At 62.4% G+C, this 24,490-nt stretch carries 24 protein-coding genes and 1 tRNA gene; 13 read left to right on the top strand and 12 right to left on the bottom strand.

What is annotated here, in order from left to right; all coding sequences use genetic code 11:
- The first annotated feature begins 112 nt into the window (after positions 1-112).
- A complete protein-coding gene (locus tag NKJ01_RS12440; protein ID WP_352601805.1) occupies positions 113-814 on the top strand; it encodes a GntR family transcriptional regulator in 702 nt (233 codons plus the stop codon).
- A gap of 87 nt (positions 815-901) precedes the next feature.
- On the opposite strand, the gene NKJ01_RS12445 is transcribed toward NKJ01_RS12440, so the two are convergent.
- The 3 genes from NKJ01_RS12445 to NKJ01_RS12455 all read right to left on the bottom strand — a co-directional run bounded on the left by NKJ01_RS12445 (position 902) and on the right by NKJ01_RS12455 (position 3,162).
- On the bottom strand, positions 902-1,108 hold the full coding sequence (locus NKJ01_RS12445) for a hypothetical protein (RefSeq protein ID WP_023761350.1): 207 nt from the start codon (positions 1,106-1,108) through the stop codon (positions 902-904).
- Between the two features lie 93 nt (positions 1,109-1,201).
- Positions 1,202-1,960: an SDR family NAD(P)-dependent oxidoreductase gene (locus tag NKJ01_RS12450; protein ID WP_352728268.1), complete on the bottom strand. Its 759-nt coding sequence runs from the start codon at positions 1,958-1,960 to the stop codon at positions 1,202-1,204.
- Positions 1,961-2,256: 296 nt separating this feature from the next.
- Complete coding sequence (locus tag NKJ01_RS12455) at positions 2,257-3,162, bottom strand: LysR substrate-binding domain-containing protein (RefSeq protein ID WP_352728270.1); 906 nt, start codon at positions 3,160-3,162, stop codon at positions 2,257-2,259.
- 108 nt (positions 3,163-3,270) lie between these two features.
- On the opposite strand from NKJ01_RS12455, the gene NKJ01_RS12460 reads away from it, so the two are divergent.
- Positions 3,271-4,665: an FAD-binding oxidoreductase gene (locus NKJ01_RS12460; protein ID WP_352728272.1), complete on the top strand. Its 1,395-nt coding sequence runs from the start codon at positions 3,271-3,273 to the stop codon at positions 4,663-4,665.
- Positions 4,666-4,690: 25 nt separating this feature from the next.
- The gene (locus NKJ01_RS12465; protein ID WP_352728274.1) at positions 4,691-5,908 is read left to right on the top strand and encodes an MFS transporter; all 1,218 of its coding nucleotides are present in this window, start codon (positions 4,691-4,693) and stop codon (positions 5,906-5,908) included.
- 229 nt (positions 5,909-6,137) lie between these two features.
- On the opposite strand, the gene NKJ01_RS12470 is transcribed toward NKJ01_RS12465, so the two are convergent.
- Complete coding sequence (locus NKJ01_RS12470) at positions 6,138-7,073, bottom strand: LysR family transcriptional regulator (protein WP_352601793.1); 936 nt, start codon at positions 7,071-7,073, stop codon at positions 6,138-6,140.
- Between the two features lie 92 nt (positions 7,074-7,165).
- Between NKJ01_RS12470 and NKJ01_RS12475 the strand changes: the two genes are divergently transcribed.
- On the top strand, positions 7,166-8,242 hold the full coding sequence (locus NKJ01_RS12475) for an alpha/beta hydrolase (RefSeq protein ID WP_352728276.1): 1,077 nt from the start codon (positions 7,166-7,168) through the stop codon (positions 8,240-8,242).
- A gap of 102 nt (positions 8,243-8,344) precedes the next feature.
- Here NKJ01_RS12475 and NKJ01_RS12480 read toward each other — a convergent pair.
- Both NKJ01_RS12480 and NKJ01_RS12485 read right to left on the bottom strand, forming a co-directional pair.
- Positions 8,345-8,421, bottom strand: a tRNA-Arg gene (locus NKJ01_RS12480).
- A 313-nt stretch (positions 8,422-8,734) separates the two neighbouring features.
- Positions 8,735-10,228 carry an ATP-binding protein gene (locus NKJ01_RS12485; RefSeq protein ID WP_023761356.1) on the bottom strand — a complete coding sequence of 498 codons (1,494 nt, stop codon included), beginning with the start codon at positions 10,226-10,228 and terminating at the stop codon, positions 8,735-8,737.
- A 278-nt stretch (positions 10,229-10,506) separates the two neighbouring features.
- Between NKJ01_RS12485 and rpmH the strand changes: the two genes are divergently transcribed.
- The 5 genes from rpmH (at position 10,507) to yihA (ending at position 14,654) form a co-directional block, all read left to right on the top strand.
- Positions 10,507-10,641, top strand: a complete 135-nt coding sequence (gene rpmH / locus NKJ01_RS12490) for a 50S ribosomal protein L34 (protein WP_008833937.1) — start codon at positions 10,507-10,509, stop codon at positions 10,639-10,641.
- Between the two features lie 16 nt (positions 10,642-10,657).
- Positions 10,658-11,011 (top strand): ribonuclease P protein component, encoded by a 354-nt coding sequence (gene rnpA / locus NKJ01_RS12495; RefSeq protein WP_023761357.1) that lies wholly within the window; start codon positions 10,658-10,660, stop codon positions 11,009-11,011.
- A gap of 14 nt (positions 11,012-11,025) precedes the next feature.
- Positions 11,026-12,840, top strand: coding sequence for a membrane protein insertase YidC (gene yidC / locus NKJ01_RS12500; protein ID WP_352728278.1), 1,815 nt, complete (start codon positions 11,026-11,028; stop codon positions 12,838-12,840).
- Positions 12,841-13,359: 519 nt separating this feature from the next.
- Entirely contained in the window at positions 13,360-13,998 is a 639-nt protein-coding gene (locus NKJ01_RS12505) for a CatB-related O-acetyltransferase (protein ID WP_352601786.1), read from the top strand.
- On the top strand, positions 13,995-14,654 hold the full coding sequence (gene yihA, locus NKJ01_RS12510; protein WP_352728280.1) for a ribosome biogenesis GTP-binding protein YihA/YsxC: 660 nt from the start codon (positions 13,995-13,997) through the stop codon (positions 14,652-14,654). The genes NKJ01_RS12505 and yihA overlap by 4 nt, the downstream gene beginning before the upstream one ends.
- 56 nt (positions 14,655-14,710) lie before the next feature.
- Here yihA and NKJ01_RS12515 read toward each other — a convergent pair whose 3' ends face one another.
- On the bottom strand, positions 14,711-15,445 hold the full coding sequence (locus tag NKJ01_RS12515; protein WP_352728282.1) for a TetR/AcrR family transcriptional regulator: 735 nt from the start codon (positions 15,443-15,445) through the stop codon (positions 14,711-14,713).
- 127 nt (positions 15,446-15,572) lie between these two features.
- Between NKJ01_RS12515 and NKJ01_RS12520 the strand changes: the two genes are divergently transcribed.
- Positions 15,573-16,775 carry an HlyD family secretion protein gene (locus NKJ01_RS12520; protein WP_352728284.1) on the top strand — a complete coding sequence of 401 codons (1,203 nt, stop codon included), beginning with the start codon at positions 15,573-15,575 and terminating at the stop codon, positions 16,773-16,775.
- A gap of 22 nt (positions 16,776-16,797) precedes the next feature.
- On the top strand, positions 16,798-18,390 hold the full coding sequence (locus NKJ01_RS12525; protein ID WP_352601779.1) for a DHA2 family efflux MFS transporter permease subunit: 1,593 nt from the start codon (positions 16,798-16,800) through the stop codon (positions 18,388-18,390).
- Positions 18,391-18,561: 171 nt separating this feature from the next.
- Here the strand turns inward: NKJ01_RS12525 and msrB are convergent, their stop codons facing one another.
- From msrB to NKJ01_RS12545, 4 genes are all read right to left on the bottom strand, one after another.
- Entirely contained in the window at positions 18,562-19,065 is a 504-nt protein-coding gene (gene msrB, locus NKJ01_RS12530; RefSeq protein WP_352728286.1) for a peptide-methionine (R)-S-oxide reductase MsrB, read from the bottom strand.
- 230 nt (positions 19,066-19,295) lie between these two features.
- Positions 19,296-19,853: a fasciclin domain-containing protein gene (locus tag NKJ01_RS12535; protein WP_352728288.1), complete on the bottom strand. Its 558-nt coding sequence runs from the start codon at positions 19,851-19,853 to the stop codon at positions 19,296-19,298.
- A 224-nt stretch (positions 19,854-20,077) separates the two neighbouring features.
- On the bottom strand, positions 20,078-20,803 hold the full coding sequence (locus NKJ01_RS12540) for an anti-sigma factor (RefSeq protein ID WP_352728430.1): 726 nt from the start codon (positions 20,801-20,803) through the stop codon (positions 20,078-20,080).
- A complete protein-coding gene (locus NKJ01_RS12545; protein WP_013528490.1) occupies positions 20,800-21,339 on the bottom strand; it encodes a sigma-70 family RNA polymerase sigma factor in 540 nt (179 codons plus the stop codon). The genes NKJ01_RS12540 and NKJ01_RS12545 overlap by 4 nt, the downstream gene beginning before the upstream one ends.
- Before the next feature lie 147 nt (positions 21,340-21,486).
- On the opposite strand from NKJ01_RS12545, the gene NKJ01_RS12550 reads away from it, so the two are divergent.
- Together NKJ01_RS12550 and argB are read left to right on the top strand one after the other, a co-directional pair.
- The gene (locus NKJ01_RS12550; protein ID WP_352728290.1) at positions 21,487-22,983 is read left to right on the top strand and encodes an amidase; all 1,497 of its coding nucleotides are present in this window, start codon (positions 21,487-21,489) and stop codon (positions 22,981-22,983) included.
- Positions 22,984-23,089: 106 nt separating this feature from the next.
- Complete coding sequence (gene argB / locus NKJ01_RS12555; protein ID WP_352728292.1) at positions 23,090-23,983, top strand: acetylglutamate kinase; 894 nt, start codon at positions 23,090-23,092, stop codon at positions 23,981-23,983.
- Positions 23,984-24,020: 37 nt separating this feature from the next.
- Here argB and NKJ01_RS12560 read toward each other — a convergent pair whose 3' ends face one another.
- Positions 24,021-24,419, bottom strand: coding sequence for a RidA family protein (locus NKJ01_RS12560; protein ID WP_352601771.1), 399 nt, complete (start codon positions 24,417-24,419; stop codon positions 24,021-24,023).
- Between the last annotated feature and the right edge of the window lie 71 nt (positions 24,420-24,490).

A 24,490-nucleotide genomic window follows, 5' to 3' on the forward strand; every position in this document is an offset into this window, starting at 1 on the left:
GCCGGACAGATGGCGAGAGATGGCCTCGTCGGAGACGTGGCAAATTACGCCGACTGCGACTACAGCTATGCGTGTTCCGGCTGAAAGACCGGAGAGAACTGGGAATGGAAGCTTGGCCAGAGAAACCAAAAATACGCTGCGCGACTCGGTCTATTCCTCGCTCAAGGCGATGATCGTGACCGGCCAGATTCCGCCGGGCTCGCGCGTAACCGAAAACGACATCGCCGCGAAGCTCAATGTCAGCCGCACCCCGGTGCGCGAGGCCTTCAACCGCCTCGAGCGCGACGGCCTGGTCACTGGCCGGCCGCGTCAGGGCTATGCCGTCACCGAGTTCGACATCAACATGTTCCGCGAGGCCTTCGAGATCCGCGAACTGCTCGACGGCCATGCGACCGAACTGGCCGCGACTGCTGCCTCGGAACAGGACAAGGCGCGGCTGCGCGCCATGCTGGTCGAATGCGAGCGGCTGGCCGCCATTCCGGACCGCACCAACAGGGAAAAGTTCCAGGAACTGGAAGTCGGCATCGACCTGCATCGCGTCATCGCCGAAATCAGCGGCAATGTGATGCTGCACGGCATGCTCTGCGGCATCCTCGACAAGTGCCAGCACTATGTCTGGACAGAACTCCTGTGGCTGGACGAATGGAAGATCGCCCGCGACGAGCATGCCGAAATCGTCGAGGCGATCTGCGCCGGCGACGCCGCCCGCGCCGGCACCCTGGCCCGCGCCCATGTGCGCGCATCGCGCGACAATGTCTTGCGCCTGCTGCAGGCCAAGTCGGACTATCGGAATTTCCTCGCCAAGGCGTCTTGAGGAACCACCTGGACGCTACTGATGCGCCGCGGGCCTGAGCCGTTCCCTCAGCCGGGAGATTCCAAGGGCATCATAGTCATGGGATGATCAGTGTGTGGTGGGATCAATCTGGCGGAGGCGCGAGCGCGCTTCAGCCACATTTTTTTGCTCGGATCTGATCCGGCAGCACAGGGCAAGGCTGATGCCAACGCCACGCTCCTCGTCCAGCATCTCGTTCGCTCGCTTGAGAAAGACTTCCGCCCGCTTGACGCGCTGCCTGGCTCTCGCCAGTTCCAGTTCCAGATGGTCGTGCATTATTCCGCACCCTTGAGGTTTGCGGTCCCTTCATGGGAAAACCGCTGCTGAGCGGTTTGGTTCCCGCCGATTGGCGGATGTGCCGATCGACGTTCAGCCCTTGCGCTCCTGCAGGCTGTTGCCGCCGTCGACCACCAGCAGGGCGCCGTTGACATAGCTGGCGCGTTCCGAGGCCAGGAACACCACCGCTGCGGCCACTTCGTCGGGCCGCCCGGCTCGCGCCGGCGGCGTATGCAGGGCAGCTTGCCGCTCCATTTCGCTCGACGACCCCGTTTCGATCCATCCCGGGGCCACGGCATTGACCGTGATGCCGTGTCTCGCCACTTCCAGCGCCAGCGTTCGCGTCAGGCCGATCATGCCGGCCTTGGCGGCGGAATAGGCTGATGTGCCTTCGAAAGACACCAGCGGCCCGGTGACCGATGCTACATTGACGATGCGCCCGTAGCCCGCTTCGACCATCGCCGGCAGAAACGCTTTCGTGACGAGGAATGCCGTCTTCAGGCTGACGTCGATCCCCTGATCCCAGTCGGCCTCGGTCATGGCGAGAAACGCCTTGTCGACCGATGGCGATGCCAGCGAGCCCATGCCGGCATTGTTGACCAGTATATCGACGGCGCCGACATCAGCCCGCAACCGCGCGACATCGGCAGCTTTGGTGAGATCGGCAATTGTGGCAGTCGCATCGATGCCATCGGCGCAAAGCTCGGCGGCGCGATCGAGCACACGCGCACTGGCGCCGGTGAGGAAAACCGCGTGGCCGGCACGGCCGAGCTGCCGGGCAATGGCAAAGCCGATGCCGTCGGCCGCACCGGCCCCGGTGATCAAAGCGCGCTTGATGGTGGAAGAAGGCATGGTCAAATCAGGCTCCGCGGGTTTCCGCCTGTCCCGCACCGTCGCAATCAACGAACCATAGTCCAAGGATGAATTGGCGCGCCGTCGCAGGTGATGATGAGAACTATGTCTACGCTATAGCTCTCCAAAGTGACACTCGGAAGCAGATCGGAACTTGCTGAAATCACGGCGGGTTTCCGGCCGCTTCCTCCCACGCCGTCAAAAGGCTGGAAGAAAATCTGTTGGACGTCTTCGCTGCCATGGCCCCATCCTCTTGAGAGCCAAGCTTGGCGCGGCTCATCCCAGATTCGACAGTCTCATGCGACGGTTCTCATCCACGCCAGGAAGGACTCTATCACCGCGGATCTCGGACTGTGGGGCATCCATACGATATAAAAACTGTAGCCTGGCAAGGATAATTGATGCGCTTTGACGAGCGAGCCGTTTTCCAGTTCACGGCCAACCACGACGTCACTACAGATCGCAATGCCTTGCCCGGCGACAACCGCATCGATCGCATGCAGTTCCTCGCGGAAGCTCAAATCCCAAGCTTTGTGCGGGATTAGGTCTGGATCGATTGAACGGGCCGTCGCTAGCCACCGGGGCCAGGTGGGAGCGTCCGGATCCCGGTTCATCCAGTCGAAATGGATCAACGGATAACGCAGGAGATCAGCAGCACGCTCAATCGTTCGCCCGTCGCTTGCCAATAATCGGGGACTGCATATGGGAAAGAAGGAATCACGGCATATCTCCTGCGCGGCAAAGCCCAAAGGCGAGCGACGCGTGTAGCGGATCGCCACATCTGCGGCGCCGGCGCGTAAATCGAGTACTGCGTCCGTCCCGATGATATCCAGTGGTACGGCCGGGTTGGCCTCTCGCCATTTAGGCAATCGAGGCACCAGCCATCGACTCGCGAAAGCGTTTGGGCTTGTCACCCGCAATGGCGCTTGAAAATCTGGCTCGGCGACTGCGGCAAGGGAGCCGGAGAGAAGATCAAAGCCGTTGCGGAGTATAGGAAACAGTCGCGTTCCCGCACCCGTCAGCACGAGCGGGCGCGGTCGGCGCTGGAACAGCTTGCGACCGCATATCTCTTCCAACAAGCGGACTTGGTGGCTGATCGCTGTCGGCGTCACGCCGAGTTCCGCCGCTGCGGCTTTGAAGCTGCCGTGCCGAGCGACGGCCTCGAAGGCGTGCAAGGCGCGGAGAGGCGGACAGTTTCTCATGCCGGCAGTGTAGATGAGTTCCTCTCATCTAGCAGCTAAGAATTTCGCTTTTGCAGAAGGTTGCGTCTCTGTGAGATCATAGTCCTGCCAGAACCGAGGGCGTTACCGATGGAGATTCCGCGACAGACCGAGGCGCTATTGGGCCGATCCCACTCTCCGAGTGCGGCGATTGAACAGCTCCGGCAAGGCTTGCGGGGCGAACTGGTGTTGCCGACGGACGCTACCTACGACCAGGCGCGCGGAGTCTGGAACGGGGCGATAGACAAACACCCTGCTGCAATTGTCTTTTGCGCCGATCCCGCTGACGTCGTCCATGCCGTGACCTATGCCAGGTCACAAGGCTGTCTCGTGGCGGTTCGCAGCGGCGGCCACAACGTCGCCGGTCTGTGCGTCTGCGACGATGGGATGGTGATTGATCTATCACGCATGAAGAAGATCGCAGTCGATCCTGGGCGTCTCATTGCCAGGGCCGAAGCTGGTCTGACCCTCGGCGAGTTCGACGCAGCCACGCTGGCCCACGGCCTTGCGACGACCATGGGCGTCAACAGCGACACTGGTATTGCCGGCCTCACGCTGGGTGGAGGCTTCGGCAAGCTCGGACGAAAGCACGGCCTGAGTTGCGATAATTTGATCGCGGCTGAAATTGTCACGGCCGACGGACGGCTGTTGCGAACAAGCGCCAGCGAGTATCCCGAACTGTTCTGGGCCTTGCGAGGGGGCGGGGGCAATTTCGGCATCGTGACGACGTTCGAATACCGGCTGCACCCGCTTAGCCCGAACCTTCTCGTGGGCTCGGTGCTTCACGATTACGATCATGCGCGCGAGGCCATGCGGTTTTACGATGGATTCTCCCGCGACGCACCGGACGAGGTGAGCGTCGATGCCGCGCTGGTCACGCTGCCCTCGGGCGAGCGTGCCTTCAGCATCTCGGCTTGCTATGTCGGGTCGCCCGAAGCGGGCGAACCAGTCATCGCACCGCTGATGAAATTCGGATCCCCCATCGACAGTCGCCTTCAAGCCATTCCTTATCTTCAGATCCAATCGGCCGCCGACAGCCTCTTTCCACGCGGGCGACGCTATTACTGGAAAGCGCAGTTCATGCGGGAGATCAGCGATGGCGCGATCGAGGCCCTGCTCGACGCTTACGCGCGGGCTCCCAATCGCTCCTCTCTGTTGGTTTTCCAGCAGGTGGGCGGCGCGATCGCTCGCGTGCCCGCATCGCACTCGCCCTACGCCAATCGCGATGCGGCCTTTGACTGCTTCCCGATCGCGATCTGGGACGATCTGGCCGATGACGAGGCAAATACCCGCTGGGCGCGCGACCTGTGGAATGCGGTCAGACCATTCTCGACCGGTGGCGTCTATGCCAACAATCTCGGTGATGAAGGTGACGAGCGCGTGCGTGATGCCTACGGCGCCAATTATGCGCGCCTCGCTTCTATCAAGAAGCAATACGACCCGACCAATTTCTTTCGATTGAATCAGAACATCAGGCCTGAATAGTTCGGAACAAACATAACGGGGAACCGTGCGCCGTCGCTGGACGATCCTTGCTGTCCTGTTTGTCGCCCGCGCCGCAATGGCGTTTCAGTTTCAGAGCGTCGGCGCCGTCGCGCCTCTTATCAGCGATAGCGTCGGAGCGAGCCTGGCCGACATCGGCATTCTAATCGGCCTCTATCTTGCACCGGGAGTCGCATTGGCCCTGCCTGGCGCGACCATCGGCCAGCGCTATGGCGATAAGGCGACCGTTCTTGCCGGGCTCCTGATGATGCTGGCGGGTGAAATGCTGATGGCGGCATCGCCGTTCTGGAGCCTGCAGGTCGGCGGTCGATTGATAAGCGGCACTGGCGGCGTTCTCCTGAACGTCCTGATGACCAAGATGGTCGCCGACTGGTTTGCCGGCCGGGAAATCGCAACCGCCATGGCCATCTACATCAACTCGTGGCCAGCAGGCATCGCTATCGCTCTCATGCTGCTGCCGGCAATCGCAACGACATTCGGAGTGACCGCCGTGGCCATTGCCGTTTCGGTCCTGGTCATCGTCGCCATCGGCCTGATGACCTTCATCTACCGCACCCCGGAGGTACTGCCCGCTGGTGGCGTCGAACGCTCTGGCATTTCGGCGGCGACAACCTATGCCCTTATTGCCGCCGGCCTGATCTGGTGCCTCTACAATGTCGGCTTCGCAATGGTCTTCAGCTTCGGGCCGTCAATGCTCGTCGAGCGCGGGTGGTCCAACTCTGCGGCGGGATCGACGATCAGCGTCGTGCTTTGGCTGGCCACGCTTTCGGTCCCCCGGGGTGGCTTCCTGACCGATCGCACCAAGCGTGGCGGCGTGGTTCTCGCCACGGGCTGTGTAGGCTTTGCATTTCTGATGCTCCTTCTGTCGAGAAGCGGACCAGTGTTTGCCCTCATCATCGCCATGGGGATCGCAGGCGGGGTTGCCTGCCGGCGCGATCATGAGCTTGCCGACGCGCGTGCTCAACCAGAAGACGCGCTCGATCGGGATGGGGGTGTTCTACACCGTCTACTATGCCGGCATGCTGGCTGGGCCGACGATCGGCGGCAAACTTGCAACCTGGGCCGGCAGCTCGGCCGCCGCGCTCGATTTCGGCGCTGCCGTGCTCCTTCTTTGCCCTCTCCTCCTTTGGTCATTCCACCGGATCAGCCGCCTCCCACAGACGATGGTGGTGGTTACATACAGGCAAGGCGGCTAGCCGGGCTGGGACCGCCGTATGCTCGATGATGGGAAACGGCGGTCTATGGCGTTCGCACATCAGGACGATTTAGAGTCAAATGGCGCGCCAGCGTGGATGAAACTGATAGCTACATTTCCGCTGAAGTACTTTGACATTTCAGCCGTTCGCCGTGGAAGCAGCCGTGAGCGGCCAAGAGCCGCCGGAATCACTACGACGATCCAGATTGGTGCCTGAAAAGCGACGTGCAACCAGGGGATGCAGGGTAGGCTCGCTGGTCTATCTCTGATGCGGGTTAGGACGGCGCTCATGATCAAAGTCGGCGGCAATTGCACGTGTCGTCTCAACGAAGTCGCGAAGTGCACGTCGGGCGCCTCGCGGTCGCCACGCGACGGCAAGTTCCCAAGCGAGATCATCCGCGGCATCGGTAAGCAGAACAAAAGCGACACCATCCACCTGCATTGTGCGAGCGCCCTCGGGCACAAGCGACACACCCAGTCCAGCCGCGACCAGACTTAGAATAGTGTGCATCTGTCGTGCCTCCTGTGCGATGCGCGGCAAGAAGCCGGCGCGACGGCAGGCCTGGGTGATCCGGGCGTGCAGGCTCGGCCCCTGGCGATACGGGAAGAGGATGAACGGTTTCGACGCCAGGTCGGCAATGCGGCATTCGCCCCATGTCGAGAGTAAGTCGGTTGATGACACCGCAACCAACAGACGGTCGCGGTGCATCGTCTCAATCTCCAGTCCGTCTATCGCCTTGAGAGGTGGATGAAGGAACCCGAGGTCGACGGCGCCTCTCTCAAGGTCAGCGAGCTGCGCGTCGGTAGGTCGCTCGTCGAGACGGATTGTGGCGTCCGGCCAAGTTCGTCGAAATGCCCGGATGGCGGCGGGAAGCACACGATAGAGGGCCGCAGACACAAAGTTGATGGAGAGTTCCGCCAAGTCGTCTGAAGCGGCGCGACGAGCCATGCGAATCGCCTCTTCGGCCTGGATGAGGGTCTGGCGCGCTTCCTCCAAGAACACCCGGCCCGCCGCAGTCAGGCTGACGACACGTCGGGTACGCTCGAAGAGTGGGAAACCGAGATCTGCTTCTAACCGCTTGATAGCCTGGCTGAGCGGCGGCTGAGCCATGCCGAGGCGGACTGCCGCTCTGCCGAAATGAAGTTCCTCGGCCACGGCCACAAACTGCCTCATCCGAAGAAGATCGACTGTCATACCTAAAAGGTCTCAATATAGATCGCGTTGATATTGGATCATGTCTCGGTCGGCCACAATATGGGGAGGGAATGACAACGTGGAGAATATCGATGCGATTGAGAACCGTCACAACGGCCGCTGCTGCATCCCTTTTTGCAGCATCGTCTGTATCGGCCGAAATCAGGCGCGAAGACTTCCAGGTCACGACAGATTATGGAGTTCAGCTCGCCGTTCGGGAGGTCAGCGACACGAAAGCGGGCGGAGGCAAACCGCCGGTAATCTTGGTGCATGGCGCGCGCGTACCCGGGATTGCCTCGTTCGACCTACCGGTGCAGGGCGGCTCGCTCGCAGCTGACCTGGCGCGCGCGGGGCACCGTGTGTTCGTGATGGACGTGCGAGGCTATGGCGGTTCGAGCCGTGCCGGGCAGGACGGGAGCGCGGACGGCGATCCGCTTGCTAATTCCCACGAGGTCATGCGCGACATTGGCGCGGTCGCCGACGCGGTCGAGCGGCGCGCCGGCAACAGGCAGGTAGCGCTCCTCGGCTGGGCGACTGGTGGTCACTGGAGCGGAATGTACGCTGCCCTCAATCCTGAGCGGGTCAGCCACCTCGTTTTCTACAACAGCCTATATGGCGGCACGCGCGGGCACCCCTTGCTCGGACCTGACGGCGAGAACGCCGATCCCGCCGATCGCACGCGTTTCAATGTAGCGAAGTTTGGCGCCTACCGCCTGAACACGGCCGCATCGCTCCTGCCATCCTGGGATCGCTCGATACCGATCGAGCACAAGGCGGATTGGCGCGATCCCGCTGTCGCAGAAGCCTATCAGGAGGCAGCACTCGCTTCAGACCCGACGTCAGCTCAGCGCAATCCCGCATCGTTCCGGGCACCCTCCGGAGCTATGGAAGACAGCTTCTATCTGGCGTCCGGACGTCAGCTCTGGGACGCGGCCGCCATCACGGCGCGCGTGCTGATTGTCCGTTCCGCCAACGATTTCTGGAGCCGTCAGCAGGACGTCACGATGCTCCAGCGTCATCTGATCAACGCCGAAGACCTGCGCGCTATCACGATCCGGGACGCGACGCACTACGTCCACCTCGATCGGTCCGAACGCGGGCGTGCCCAGTTCCTTGCGGCCGTCATCGAGCATCTGTCCCAGACGACCGGTGGAGAAGTGCAGCAATGAACAATTCAACCTTTAGGACTTCAATCGATCGTCGCACGATACTGACTGGCCTCGCAGTGCTCGGGGCAATGGATCGCAGGAAATCGTGAAGTCGGCTGGGGATGGCGCGCCCGAAGAGATTCGAACTCCTGACCCCCAGATTCGTAGTCTGGTGCTCTATCCAGCTGAGCTACGGGCGCGCATCAGGCCATGCTTTCCATGACCCCGCGATCCGATCGTGAACGACCGGCCGCGACGAGACGTGTTCCCTAGCGACTGAATTTCGGAAAAGCAAGCCGATCCGGCAAAAGTTTTGTCGCAGGCGTGTCATCCGGCAATGATGGCCCGTTTCCCAGCGCCTCAAAACCACCAAAGCGCATCGTGTCCGGGCGGCCACAAGTGATGCGCTTCCGATGCATCACGTCCGCCCAAAGCCGGAGACGCCTTCGGGTGACATGTTTCTGCAAGGAAAGGAGGAAAGATCGGTCGCCGGGGCAAAACAGCGCCGATCCGTCATGCCGGGCGGCGCAGGCCGTTGCTGCGGGCCTGGTCGAGCCGTGCCGGCTGGTCGGGAATGGTGACCGCGAATGTGGTGCGCCCGCCAATGCTCTCGACCAGCTCCACCGTGCCGCCATGCGCCCGGATCAGTTCGTGCGCAATCGCCAGTCCAAGGCCGGTGCCGCCGCTGCGGGCCGAGCCGCGGAACGCCGCGAACAGGTTCTCCCGCGCCTTGGGCGGCAGCCCCGGTCCGGTATCGCTGACGGCGATGCGGCTGACACTGCCGAGGCGCACGGCCGACACCGCCAGGCGGCGCACCAGGGCGCTTTCACTGTCTGCTGCCATCGCCTGCACGGAATTCCGGCACAGATTGGTGAGCACGCGGAACAGCTGATCGGAATCAGCGTCCACCTCGAAGGTCGGCTCGACGGAATTGACGAACTCGATGCCCTGCCCGATGTCGAGCAGGCCGTGCACGTCCTCGACCAGCTGGCGCAGCCTCAAGCGTCGGCGCGCCGGTGGCGGCTCCTGCGTGCGGCCATAGGCGAGCACGCCTTCGGAATAGGAGACGGCTCGGTCGAGCGCGCGCAGCAGTTTCGGCGCGAAGGCCTGCACGGTCGGGTCCTTGACCTGGCGCAGGCGGTCCGACATCAGCTGCGCCGAGGCCAGGATGTTGCGCATGTCATGGTTGATCTTGGAGACGGCAAGGCCGAGGTCGGCAAGGTGCTTCTGCTCGGAGAGCATTTTTTGCAGCCGTTCCTGCATCTGCGACAGTTCGCGCTCGGCAACGCCGATCTCGTCGGCGCGGGCGGCCGGGTGGATGATGCGCCCCGGATCGTCGGGGGCTTCCGAAAAGGACAGCATCGAGCGCGTCATCGTCCGGATCGGGCCGATCATGATCAGGTCGATCGCGGCATAGACCAGCATTGCGGTGAACAGCGAGATCAGCAGCGAGACGAAGGCGACGTTGCGTGAGTATCGCAGCATCGCATTGCGCAGGCTGTTGTCGGGCATGATCAGCTCGAACTCCTTGTCGGAGTCGCCGACGGGCCCGAAAACGCGCAGCATCCGGTCACCGCCGAAAAACAGCGTGTCGAGCGCGCCGGTCATGCCCTTGATCATGCCGATGCCGGCGATATCGATGTGTTCGTCGACCTTCGGCGGCATTTCGGCCACCACCAGCAGCCGCGAGACGCCGCCGTCGCGCACCGCGATCGCCTTGGCGCCGATCGCCATCAGCACGTCGTTCTGGGCCGTGCGTGACAGCGAGGTTGGCTCACCCTGCACCAGCACGATCGACACCGCCGCCGCCGTGCTCAGCCGCTCCTTCAGCCAGTTCAGCCGGTAGCTGGCGATCCAGGGCAGGAAGATCAGCACTTCGGCCAAAAGCACGAAAACGATGGTGAGCAGCAGCAGCTTGGTCGACAGGCCGCGAGACAGCGGCACCGTGCGCACGATGGTGGGTTCGGCCGTGCCGGTCCCTTCCTGCGCTTGTATGGTTTCGCTCATGCGGTCCATGTCTTCACAATCACTTGATCAACGCAGATTAGGCGATTACGGCTTTCTTGCCAATTTCATCCTTGTCGGAAACATAAACCGGCCTGAACGACGACAGGCTTCCACCCGACGACGCCGGATTGACTTCCAAAAGCCTTCTTTCTATAAGCCCGCACACGCTCGGGCCATTCGTCCCGGCGCGGTTTCGATCGCGCCGAAAACGGCCCGGCAAAGCTCCTGTTACACAGTGACAGAATCAAGAAGGGCCGCACCCCGCGGTATTAAAACAAATGAAGCGTACCTACCAACCGTCCAAACTCGTCCGCAAACGTCGGCACGGCTTTCGTGCCCGCATGGCCACCAAGGGTGGTCGCGGCGTCGTCGCAGCTCGCCGCAATCGCGGCCGCAAGCGGCTCAGCGCCTGAACGGAAGACGAGATCGTTGCCCGCAACCGGCAAGCCAGTGGGACCAAATCCCCAGCGGCTTCTGAAGCGCGCGGAATTCCTGGCCGTCCGTCGTGGTGAAAAGCGACGTGGGCGGCTTTTTCTCGTTGAAGTTCTCGACCGCGGCGACGGCCTGTCGCCGCGCGTCGGTTACACCGTCACCAAGAAGGTCGGCAATGCGGTTATCCGCAACCGCGTCCGGCGGCGGCTGCGAGAAGCCGTCCGTACACACGCTGCATGTGACATGGCGCCTGGCAATGACTATGTCATCGTCGGGCGCGAAGACGTGCTTACCATTCCGTTCGGCCAGTTGAAGGCCGAACTCTCCCGCCGACTGCGCGGAACACGATAGGCCAAGGGCTTTCGATGGAAAACAACCGGAATTTCTTCATCACCATCGCATTGTCGGTGCTGATCCTGGCCGTATGGCAATATTTTTACGTGTTGCCACGCAGCGAGCAGCAGCGCGAGGCGGCCCGCGTCGAACAGCAGCGCATCGAGGAGCAGAAGAAGGCCGCCCAGGGTACCAATCCCGGCACCGACACCGGAACGCCCGCTGCTCCTGGCGCCATTCCGAACGCACCCGGCACCGATGCCGTGACGCCGGCCGGCCGTGAACAAGCGCTGGCCACGACGACCCGCGCCAAGATCGATACGCCGAGCCTCGAGGGTTCGATCAACCTGACCGGCGCCCGTCTCGACGACCTCAAGCTCAAGCACTACACCGAGACGGTCGACAAGAACTCGCCCGAGATCAGCCTGCTCAACCCGGCGGCACTCCCCAATGGCTATTATGCCGAGATCGGCTTCGTCGGTAACGACAAAACCGGCGCGGTGCCTGGTCCCGAGACTGTATGGACCGTCGACGGCAATGCGACGCTGACGCCGACGACGCCGGTCACCCTGACCTATTCGAACGACAAGGGCCTGACCTTCCAGCGCACCTTTTCCGTCGACACCAACTACATGTTCACGGTTTCCGACACGGTGCAGAATGCGGGCACGGCTGCCGTCTCGCTGTCCAATTACGGCCGCGTCACCCGGTTCGACAAGCCACTCGTCGCCAGCACCTATGTGCTGCATGAGGGCCTGATCGGCTTCACCGGCACCGAAGGCCTGCAGGAACACAAATACGCGTCCATCGAAAAGGACAAGCAGGCCACGCCGGGCAAGTCGACCGACGGATGGCTTGGCATCACCGACAAATACTGGGCGGTGACGCTGGTGCCGACGGAGAAACAGCCGTTCCAGCCGCGCTACGCCTATTTCGAGGACGGCCGCCATCGCTACCAGTCGGATTTCCTGACCGATCCGATCACAGTCGCCGCCGGTCAGTCGGCGACGGTGGAGAGCGAAATCTTCGCCGGCGCCAAGGAAGTCGCCAAGATCAACGCCTATGCGGAAGACCGTCACATCAAGCGGTTCGACCTGTTGATCGACTGGGGCTGGTTCCACTTCATCACCAAGCCGATGTTCTGGCTGATCGACACGCTCTACAAATTCTTCGGCAATTTCGGCCTGGCGATCCTCGCCACCACCGTCATCGTCAAAGCCATCTTCTTCCCGCTCGCCAACAAGTCCTATGCGTCGATGGCGAACATGAAAAAGGTGCAGCCGAAAATGCTCGAAATCCGCGAGAAATACGCGGACGACAAGATGAAGCAGCAGCAGGCGATGATGGAGCTGTACAAGACCGAAAAGATCAACCCTCTCGCCGGCTGCTGGCCGGTGGCGCTGCAGATCCCGGTCTTCTTCTCGCTCTACAAGGTCCTCTACATCACCATCGAGATGCGGCACGCGCCGTTCTTCGGCTGGATCCAGGATCTGGCGGCGCCCGATCCGACCTCGATCTTCAACCTGTTCGGCCTCGTTCCGGTCACGCTGCCGCACATGCTGATGATCGGCGTCTGGCCGCTGATCATGGGCATCACCATGTTCCTGCAGATGCGCATGAACCCGACGCCGCCGGATCCGACGCAGGCGGCCATCTTCACCTGGATGCCGGTCATCTTCACCTTCATGATGGCGGGTTTCCCGGCCGGCCTCGTCATCTACTGGGCCTGGAACAACACGCTGTCGATTCTCCAGCAGGGCGTGATCATGAAACGCCAGGGCGCCAAGATCGAGCTGTGGGACAATCTGGTTGCGCTGTTCCGGAAGAAACCGTCACCGGCGGAATAGCAGGCGCTCTTTTTGCGGACTCAAGAAGCCTCGGGTTCACACGCCCGAGGCTTCTTCGTTGGTGGACATCCCATTTCGACCGATTTCCAATATCCGGCGAAACTTTGGCCGCCACGCCTCGTAACTGCGTATCACTATTCCCTACGGCATGGGTTTGGTGCGCACCACCGCGTTTTTTCGCGACGCTGACAAGATAGTGTTGCCAAGACGGCTTCCGGCGCAAAGGCGCCGGTGTTTGGGAGGCCGTAGCGGCAGACCGGGGTCCTGTTGGCCTCCACGGGGCCCCGGTTCTTTTGCTTGGACTCGAAGATTCTGTGGGCTTTGGCTGTCGAAGCAGATGAACGCCGGCTGCTCCGGGGATCGTCGACCTTGCCTGTGTGCGGCAGCAAATGAGCAATGCCGCCATGGAAAGCTCGCTCGTCATCCGATTGGTGCTATAGGGCGGATCACGCTATTTTTGAACGGGCGCGTGCGAACTTCGCTCTGCGCCAGGCGGCCAATTCTTTGATGGACTTCGACATGGACGGACCCAACCCAGACATCAAGCACCCGATCCCGATGTATACCCGCGTCGGCTTCCTCAAGGCACTGGTGAACGCGCCGAATATCGAAATCGGCGATTACACCTATTATGACGACCCCGACGGGCCGGACAAATTTGCTGAAAAATGCGTCCTGCATCATTATCCGTTCATTGGCGACAAGCTCATCATCGGCAAGTTCTGCGCCATCGCCGAGGGTGCGCGCTTCATCATGAATGGCGCCAACCACGCAATGTCCGGCTTTTCGACCTACCCGTTCAACATTTTCGGCCATGGCTGGGAAAGGGGTTTTGACCCAGCGACCTGGTCGAAGGAGGTTCGTGGCGACACGATCGTCGGCAACGACGTCTGGATCGGCATGGAGGCGGTGATCCTGCCCGGGTTGGAAATAGGTCATGGTGCCATCATCGCCGCGAAATCGGTGGTGACGCACGACGCCCCGCCCTATGCAATCGTCGCCGGCAACCCGGCCAAGGTGGTTAAGATGCGTTTCGACGACCGCACGATCAGGCGGCTGCTGGCAGTGGCGTGGTGGGACTGGCCGGTGGACAAGATCAGCCGCAACCTCGACGCTATCCGGGGTGCCAATATTTCTCTTCTGGAGGCAGCAGCTTGAACACTCTGAACAGCAGCACGATCGGCACCGAACTGTTTACGCGGGGATGGGTATTCATTCGCGGCGTGCCGGCAATGAAATTCCTGCCGCCGGAAGGGCCGCCGGAAATCGCCTTTGCCGGCCGCTCGAATGTCGGCAAGTCGTCGCTGATCAACGCGCTGGTCAACCAGAAGGGGCTGGCCCGTACCTCCAACACGCCGGGACGCACGCAGGAGCTCAACTATTTCGTGCCGGACGGTTTTTCGGGCGAGGGCGCAGACCTGCCGCCCTTGGCGCTTGTCGACATGCCGGGTTACGGCTACGCCACGGCACCGAAGGAGAAGGTAGACGAGTGGACCAAGCTGGTCTTCGACTATCTCAAGGGCCGCGTCACGCTGAAGCGGGTCTATGTGCTGATCGACGCCCGACACGGCATCAAGGCCAAGGACGATGAAGTGCTGTCGCTGCTCGACAAGGCGGCCGTGTCCTATCAGATCGTGCTGACCAAGACCGACAAGATCAAGGCTGCCGGCGTGCCGCGGCTGATCGAGGAGACGCTGGCAAAGATCAAGAAGCGGCCGGCAGCGTTTCCGTTCGTTCTGGCGACATCTTCGGAAAAGGCCGAGGGCCTGCAGGAATTGCAGGCCGCGATAGTGCTTGCGGCCAATGGCGGATAGAACAATTCCCAAAGCGCATAGCGCCTTCCCTTAGGAATTGCGCGGAAACAAAAATGCTAAGGCTTGGCCTCGATGGCAATCGTCTGATGGCTTTCTTCCGCCACGAGCCTTTCGGTGCCGTAAGCCTTCAGGAACATGCTGACGCCTGACGTGACGATGTGGTCGATCTCGTCCTGCGACGGGGCCTTGGTTCGGTAGGCGAAGATGCACTGGCGGAACAGACTGGCCAAGCACAGTTCAGTGAACTGATAGGCGGCGAGATCGACATCATCGATCCGCAACAGGCCGCGCTCGATGGCAGCATTGAGAAAGGCCACGACCTTGTCGTGACCGCGCTTGGGTCCACGTTCGTAAAAACGCGCGCCCATGTCGGGAATCCGGTCGGATGCGCCGATCACCGTACGCTGTGCCTGGATGACCTTGGCTGATGTGATCTTGAGCGCCAGCACCTTGCCGAACTTCACCAGTGTCTGGCGAAGGTCGTCGGATTTCTCCAGCATGTCGTACATGTTCTTGAAGATGCTGCCGCGCTCTTCCTCGATCAGCGCTTCGAACAGCTCTTCCTTGTTGGCGAAGTAGACATAGATCGTGCCCTTGGAGACACCGGCCTCGCGGGTGATGTCGTTCATCGACGCCGCTTCGAAGCCCTTGTCGATGAAGACACGCCGGGCGCCATCGATGATCTGGCTACGCTTGACCGGGTCCTGCCCTGCCGCCGGGCGACCACGGCGCAAGCTGTCCAGCAGATCGCCACACGGGTCGGTTTCGACGTTGGGCAGAGTCTCGGCCATAAAGGTCACACCTCGAAAATAATTCGAACCATCCGGTTCGATTGCACTTGATATGGTCCTCTTTACGCGCTATGTCAACGTCCTGATCGAACCGAACGGTTCAGTACTATTACATTAGAGAGATGTCATGTCCTCGAACGCGCCAACATCAGCCGAAGTCCGTCCCTTCCCCAACGCCAAGGTCGCGCCGGCGACGGAAGCACCTGAAATACCAGTCCAGCCCGCGGTATCGCCACCGCCGACAGAGGCTCCGGCCAAGAAGAAGCGCTCGGTGCGCTCCTTTCTGCTGCCCGTCATCGGCGTTGCCTTGCTGGGTGCCGGCGCCTGGTACGGTTACGACTATTGGACCACGGGCCGCTTCATGATCTCGACGGACGATGCCTATGTACAGGCCGATATGGCGTTCATATCGCCCAAGATTTCCGGCTATGTCGATCAGGTCAAGGTCGGCGAGAACCAGCTGGTCAAGGCCGGCGACCCACTGCTCGTCGTTGATGATGGCGACTATAAAATAGCTGTCGCCCAGGCCGAGGCGCAGATGGCCACGTTGAGCAAGACGCTCGACCGTATCGACGCCCAGACCGAAGCGGCGCGCGCCTCGTTGCAGCAGGCCCAGGCGCAGAAGGTCGCCGACCGTGCCTCTGCCGACAATGCGGCCAAAGTCGCGGCGCGCGCCTCGCAGCTGCTCAAGACGCATGTCGGCACGCAGGCGCAACTGGACGACGCCCAGACGGCAGTCCAGCAGGCCGACGCAGCCCTTGTCGGCGCCGACGCGCAGATCGCCGCGGCGCAGGCCAATATCGGCGTGCTGCAGGCGCAGCGCGCCGAATCGGCAAGCACGCTCGCATCCTTGCAGCTCAGCCACGACAAGGCGCTGCGGGATCTTTCCTTCACCGTGCTCAAGGCGCCTTATGACGGTGTCGTCGGCAACCGTTCCGTGGAACAGGGCGATCTCGTCAGCCCCGGCCAGAAGCTTGCCGTCATCGTGCCGATGGACAAGCTCTACATCGTCGCCAACTTCAAGGAGACGCAGCTTGCCCGGCTGGTGCCCGGTGAGAAGGTCAAGATCTCGGTCGATGCGACCGACGGCCAGGACTTCGAGGGAACCGTCTCGTCGCTCGCGCCGGCTTCCGGTGCCGTGTTCTCGCTGCTGCCGCCCGAAAACGCCACCGGCAACTTCACCAAGGTCGTGCAGCGCGTTCCGGTCCGCATCGACGTACCCGCCGACGCGCTGAAGAGCGGCAAGCTGCGCGCCGGCCTCAGCGTCGTCGTCGCCGTCGACAGCCGCACCGCCCCCGCCGCGTCGGCGTCAGCCGCCGCGTCGAACTGAGCGGCCGCCGGGGAGCAATGCCATGGCAACCGCAACCCTGACAGCAGGAGCGCCGCCGGCAAGGCCGGCTGTGCCCGACACCATCTCGACACGGCGCGTCATCGCTTTCCTGGCGATGGTATTCGGCATGTTCATGGCCATCCTGGATATCCAGATCGTCTCCGCCTCGCTGGCCGAGATCCAGGCCGGCCTGAGCGCCAGTTCCGATGAAATTCCGTGGGTGCAGACCGCCTATCTGATCGCCGAGGTGGTGATGATCCCGCTGTCGGGCTTCCTCAGCCGGATGCTGTCGACGCGCGTGCTGTTCACGATTTCGGCGGCGGGTTTTACCGCTGCCAGCGCCCTTGCCGCGACCGCCACCAACATCGACCAGATGATCGTCTACCGCGCCGTCCAGGGCTTCATCGGCGGCGGCATGATCCCGAGCGTCTTCGCTGCCGCCTTCACCATCTTCCCGCCGTCGCGCCGCGCCGTGGTGTCGCCGATGATCGGCCTGGTGGCAACGTTGGCGCCGACCATCGGCCCGACGGTCGGCGGCTATATCAGCCATGCAATGTCCTGGCATTGGCTGTTCCTGGTCAATGTCGTGCCCGGCATCCTGGTGACGACGGCGGCCTGGACGCTGATCGACTTCGACAAGCCCAATCTCAAGCTGTTCAGCAAGTTCGACTGGTGGGGTCTCGCCGGCATGGCGGCCTTCCTGGGCTGCATGGAATATGTGCTTGAGGAAGGACCCAACAACGACTGGCTGCAGGACCAGGGCGTCTTCATCTGCGCCATTGTCATGACCATTGGCGGGGTGCTGTTCTTCTGGCGCGTGTTCACGGCCGAAGAGCCGATCGTCGACCTGAAGGCCTTCACCAATATCAATTTCGCTTTCGGCTCGCTGTTTTCCTTCGTCATCGGCATCGGCCTCTACGGCCTGACCTATCTCTACCCGGTGTTTCTCGGGCGCATCCGCGGCTATGATTCGATGATGATCGGCGAGGCGCTGTTCGTCAGCGGACTGGCGATGTTCTTCACCGCACCGATCTCGGGCATCCTGTCGAACAAGATCGACCCGCGGCTAATGATGATGATCGGCTTTTTCGGCTTCGCCACCGGCACTTGGTGGATGACGCATCTGACCGCCGATTGGGATTTCTACGAGCTGCTCATCCCGCAGATCCTGCGGGGCTGTTCGATGATGCTGTGCATGGTGCCGATCAACAACATAGCGCTCGGCACGCTGCCGCCGGAGCGGTTGAAGAATGCGTCCGGCCTGTTCAATCTCACCCGCAACCTTGGTGGCGCCGTCGGCCTCGCCCTGATCAACACGGTGCTGATCGACCGCAATGCCTTCCACTTCGCAAGGCTTTCCGAGCATGTGCAATGGGGCAGTGAAGCCGCGCAGTCCAAGCTGCAGAACATGACGCTCAATTTCGAGCAGACCCCCGGCCTGAACGCGACAAATGCCGCGATCTCCAAGCTGTCGGGCATGGTCCATCAGCAGGCGTCGCTGCTGTCCTTCATGGACGTGTTCTTCATGCTGACGGTGCTGTTTGCGACGCTCGGGCTGTTCACCATGCTGATCCGCAAGCCGGTCCCCGCCGGCGGCGGCGGTGGCGGGCACTGATTCCGGAGCAAGTCCAGGAATAGTAAAAGGCGGTTTTCCGTCAGGAATTGCGACAAAGATACGTGGGCAGCGTTTCGGGAAGCTCCTCCAGTCCACGCCCGAAAAGCTGTGACCGCGCAAAAAACTCCGGGCTGCCAAGCCCGGAGTTTTTCGTTTCCAGTTTGGAACTTGTCAGGCGGTCGCGGGCTTGAAGCTCAGCGCCACGCCGTTGATGCAGTGGCGCAGGCCGGTCGGCGCCGGGCCATCGTCGAAGACGTGGCCAAGATGGCCGCCGCAACGGCGGCAATGCACCTCGGTGCGGGTCATGCCGAGCGACCTGTCCACGGTTTTACCGATGCCATTGGGGATCTCTTGCCAGAAGCTCGGCCAGCCGGTGCCGGAATCAAACTTCGTCTCCGACGGGTAGACCGGCAGGTCGCAGCCGGCGCAGGCAAAGATGCCCTTGCGGTGTTCGTTGAGCAGCGGGCTCGTACCGGGATATTCCGTGCCTCCCTTGCGCAGCACGTCGAAGGCAGCCGGCGACAGGATGGCTTTCCATTCGGCGTCGGTCTTGGTGACTTCGAACTTCTCGGCGGCCTGCGCCGCCTGAGGGCTGTTCATGCGCAGCACTGTCGCCGCGCCCCCGGCGACGCCAATGGCGGCGGCACCGCTCAAAAGAAAGTCGCGACGGTTCATGACCAGTTCCTCCTTTTGTCTCTTTGCCAAACTATACCGCCGCGCGGAAATCAAAAGCCGGTGACGGTGGCCCTCGACCGAACACCCCGCGCCGTTCCACATCTGGATGTGGACGCCGCGGAGTGCGCGGGTCGACTGCCGATCTCGGGAGCGGGATCATGCATCGACGGAGGGCTCTTGCAGCCAGTTCGCCGGCAGCAAGCCCCCTGTTACATCTTCGACAAAAGAAGTTACATCTTGGGCAAAAGAACCTTGTCGATGACGTGAATGACGCCGTTGGACTGTTCGACATCGGCGATCGTCACATGGGCGACATTGCCGTTCTCGTCGGTGACGGTGACCTTGCCGCCTTCGGCCTTGAGCGACAGCTCGCAGCCGCCAACAGTCTTGACCTTGTGGGTGCCGCCATCGGCCTTGGCCATCGAGGCAACGTCCGCCCGCATCGCCTTGGCACCGACGACATGGCAGGTCAGAATCTTGGTGAGCTTGTCCTTGTTCTCGGGCTTGAGCAGCGTCTCGACCGTGCCGGCCGGCAGTGCCGCAAAGGCTTTGTTGGTCGGCGCGAACACCGTGAACGGACCGGCGCTCTGCAGCGTCTCGACCAGGCCGGCGGCCTTCACGGCGGCGACCAGCGTCGTGTGGTCCTTCGAGTTGACGGCGTTTTCGATGATGTTCTTGTTGGCATACATTGGGGCGCCGCCGACCGTCGGGTTTTTGGCATAGGCGGAGGTGGCAAGGGCGGAGACGGCGATGGTACCGGCGAGCAAAAGGGTGGCGAATCTGCGCATGATATAATACTCCTTGGATTTTCCACTTCCCATCTTTGGGACGAGAGGAGATACGGGACAAAAATGCGCTAGTTTCAGGAATATTGTGATTTTTTAAATTATCTACCAGGTCAGATACATTTTCGAATGCCGCCGGGTGTACCCACGAACATGCTAACTGAGGCGTGTGCAGCGAATGATAGACTTCAGGTAATCTATTTTGAGTTTGCAGACGCAAGAGCCGGTCAGATGCTCTTCAGATCGCCCGCGGCGACCACCGGTCCGGTTGGCTGACCGGTCGGCGAACCGCCTGACGGCTCGAGGCTGACGGCAAGCACCGCGCCCTGGGCGAGCTTCTGCCGGGCCGCCGGCGAGACGATGATGCGCGCCGTAGCACCTGCCGGAATGACGCCCATCGACACCGGCGGGTTCTTGCCTTCGATCATCCATAGCTCGAAGTCCTTGCCGGCGGCGCGCTCACCGGAGACGTGCGACAGGCCGACCTCGTGATGTGCGGCGTCGTAGACGGCGAGATATTTGACGTCGCTGCCTTCGGCGGCCAGCGAGGCGACGAGGCGCGCCTGCGGTTGCTCGACCGGCGGGTGAAGGATGGGCACGGCGATGTAGATCGCCAGTGCGGCGACCGCTGCCGCGGCGAGGCCGCGCCAGAAGGCCAGGCTGGACCACAATCCGCGCGGTTGAGCGGGTACGGTAACGGCCCCGGCGGACGCAAACAGCCTGCGGTCGATCGCCGGCTTGACCGAAGCCGGCGGCTCGATGTCCTGATAGGCGGCGGCCAGCGGCGAAAAATTGACCTCCCAGCCGTCGACAAGGCGGGCGAAGTCGGTCTCGGCTTCGATGCGGCGGGACGCGATCCGGCGTTCGTCGGCAGCCAGCACGCCGAGAACGAATTCGGCGGCGAGCAGGTCGTCGCCTCCACGTTCCGGTCCTGTGTCTTCTGCCAGCGTCATCTTTCCAGACATTCTCTGAGTTTCAGCAGGCTGCGGCGCAGCCAGGTACGCATCGTGTTCAGCGGCACGCCGTGGCGCTCCGCCAGTTCGGCATAGCTTTCGCCCTTGAGATAAGCACCCCGGACTGCCGCCGCCCGGTCCTTCTCCAATTCATCGAGGCAATGGTGGATGCGTTCGGATTCGTCGCCCGCCACCGCCATCGCTTCAGGCCCCGGCGCCGGATCGGCCACGTCGAGTGCGGCATCGATGTCGGCAGCAGGCTTGCGCCGCGCCCTGATGCGATCGATCGCATGATTGCGCGCGATCGCCACCAACCAGGAGATCGGGCTCAGGTCGGAGACGGCAAAACGGTCCGCCTTCGTCCATATCTTGACGAAGACTTCCTGTAGAGCTTCTTCCGCATCTCCCCGATCGTTCAATACACGAAGACAAACGCCGAAAAGTTTCGCGCTGGTCTGCCGGTAGAGCAGATCGAACGCGGCCCGATCCTTCATCGAAGTCCGGACGATCAGCTTGGTGATGTCCTGCGGCGTCATCGCAGGCAAATTAGGCGATTGCGATATATTTGCAACGGCGGAAAACCTTGTGCACGCCTTAGCTTTGCGTGTCGCCAGCCCGGCTCCGCCCGTCGATTGCCAATGTAGTCGCCACTGGCTAGCTTGCTATAGGGACGGGGAGCGCGCATGTCGGTTGAACAGATACTATGGTCGCAAGACGCAACCGGCCTCGCCGATCTGATTCGCAAGGGGGAGGTCTCGCCCATCGAGCTGACCGAGGCCGCGATTGCCCGCGCCGAGGCCACCCGTCCCGACATCAACGCCACGGCCGTGTCGCTCTATGATGCCGCCCGCGCCCGCGCAAGGATCGTCGACCGCTCGCTGCCGCTGGCCGGCGTCCCGTTCGCCATCAAGGATCTCGGCATCGCCATGAAGGGCGTGTCGACGTATGGCGGAAGCCGCATTCCGGCATGGCTGGCCGACGTCGATTCGGCGCTCACCGACCGCTATCTTGCCGCCGGGCTCATTCCGATCGTCACCTCGACGTCGCCGGAACACGGGCTGCGGTTGATGACCGAGTCCAAAGCCTTTGGCATCACCTGCAATCCGTGGAACACCGGCCATACCAGCGGCGGCTCGTCGGGTGGTGCGGCGGCACTGGTCGCCGCCGGCGTTGTGCCGGTGGCACACGCCTCGGATGGCGGCGGCTCGATCCGCGTGCCCGCCGCCTGCACCGGGCTTGTCGGCCTGAAGACGTCGCGCGGCCGCACACCGCTGACGCCCCTGGTGAGCGAAAGCTGGTACGGCATGGTGGTCGACCATGCGCTCACCCGTTCGGTGCGCGATTGCGCGTTGCTGCTCGATCTCACCCACGGTCCCGATCTTTTGTCGCCCTATGCCGCGCCGCCGCCGAAAGGCACGTTCGCGGCGGCCGCAGCGCGCGATCCAGGCAAGCTCAGGCTGGCCGTGTACCGCAAATCGCCGCTTGGCCTGCCGATCTCGGATGAGACGCTCAAGGCGCTCGACACGGCGGTGGCGCTTGCCCGCGAGGGTCGCCATACGATCGAGGAGATCGACCTGCCATTCATAGGGCGCGATTTCCTCGCCGGCTTCTGCAGGACGGTTGCCTCGGCCGTCGCCGGCACGATGCGGGCGGAGGCGCTGCGTGTCGGCCGTTCCGTTATGAGCGATGTCGAGCGGGCCACCCGCGTGCTCGGCAGGTTGGGCGAGATGCTGTCGGCCGGCGAGACCTATGCGGACCTGCAGCGGCTGCATGCCGCCTCGCGGCAGCTGATCGCCGAGACTGCTCGGTATGACGCCGTGCTGATGCCGATCATTGCCCATCCGCCGCTCGCCTGCGGCGCCATGGATCCGAAAGGCACAGACGAGTTCATCGAGAACCTGCTCGACAAGCTTCACCTGACCTCCTTGCTGAAGCTGAAACCGTTCTTCGGCCAGCTGATGGACAAGAGCCTCTGGTTCACCCATTGGCCGGCGATCCAGAATGTCAGCGGCCAGCCGTCGATCGCACTGCCGGTCCATGTCACCGATACCGGCCTGCCGCTCGGCATCCAGGCGGCGGGCCGCCCGGGCGACGAGGAGACGCTGCTGTCGCTCGCCGCGCAGATGGAAAAGATCTCGGGCTGGCTGGGCCGCAGGGCGCCGCTGAAGGTGCCGTCATGATGACGAGGTCGTGAGGCGCTGGAATATGACAGCAAAGCCATTTGCGGGTCGAGCCAATTCCCGCTAAGACGCCGCCGTCCTTACCTATATCCAGGGAACCAAGCCGATGACGGAAATAACCGCCACCGCCGAAATGCAGGCTGCCCTGCTGTCGCGGGCGCTGCCCTACATGCAGCGCTACGAGAACAAGACGGTCGTGGTGAAATATGGCGGCCATGCCATGGGCAATATCGAACTCGGCAAGGCGTTCGCCCGCGATATCGCGCTCTTGAAACAATCCGGCGTCAACCCGATCGTCGTCCATGGCGGCGGTCCGCAGATCGGCGCCATGCTGGCCAAGATGGGCATCGAATCCAAGTTCGAGGGCGGCCTGCGCGTCACCGACCAGAAGACGGTCGAGATCGTCGAGATGGTATTGGCCGGTTCGATCAACAAGGAGATCGTCGCCCTGATCAACGCCGAGGGCGAATGGGCGATCGGTCTGTGCGGCAAGGACGGCAACATGGTGTTCGCCGAAAAGGCCCGCAAGACGATGATCGACCCTGACTCCAATATCGAGCGCGTGCTCGATCTCGGCTTTGTCGGCGAGCCGGTCGAGGTCGACCGCACCTTGCTCGATCTTCTGGCGCGCTCCGAAATGATCCCGGTGCTGGCGCCGGTGGCGCCCGGCCGCGACGGCCACACCTACAACATCAATGCCGATACTTTCGCCGGCGCCATTGCCGGAGCTTGCCAGGCGACACGCCTGCTGTTCCTCACCGATGTGCCGGGCGTGCTCGACAAGGACAAAAACCTGATCGACGAGTTGACAGTGGCCGAGGCCAAGGCGCTGATCAAGGACGGCACGGTCTCGGGCGGGATGATCCCCAAGGTCGAAACCTGCATCGAAGCGATCGAGCGCGGCGTCGAAGGCGTCGTCATCCTCAACGGCAAAACGCCGCATTCGGTGCTGCTCGAGCTGTTCACCGAACACGGCGCCGGCACGCTGATCGTGCCCTGAGCGGCGGCCGATTTGTTGATCGTCTGCCGCTGATCGATCAGGCGCCCTGAGGAAGGCGCGCAATGACCTTTATCTCGAAGTCGAAGCCCGCCAGCCAGTTCACGCCCACCGCGGTCCAGTTCGTGTAAGGCGGTTCGCCGAATACCTTCTTTCGAACGGCGTCGATCACCTTCCACTGCGCGGCCGGATCGGTATGGAACGTGGTCACGTCAACGATGTCGTCGAACGTGCCACCGGCCGCCTTCAGCACCGCCGCGAGATTGTCGAAGGCCAGCTGCACCTGCTTTTCGAAGACCGGCTCGGGCGACCCGTCCTCGCGGCTGCCGACCTGGCCGGAGACAAACAGAAGGTCGCCTGAACGGATCGCCGCCGAATAACGGTTGATCTCGTAGAGAGCCTGCCGGCCGGCCGGAAAGATCGCGTCGCGTTTGGTCATAGTTTCACTCCATCTAGACAAGGCAGGTCCGATCTCCTGATGATCGCGACGTGGCTTCGCCGAGAAGGCGA

The sequence above is a fragment of the Mesorhizobium sp. M0276 genome, assembly GCF_040321755.1.
GTDB lineage: Bacteria > Pseudomonadota > Alphaproteobacteria > Rhizobiales > Rhizobiaceae > Mesorhizobium.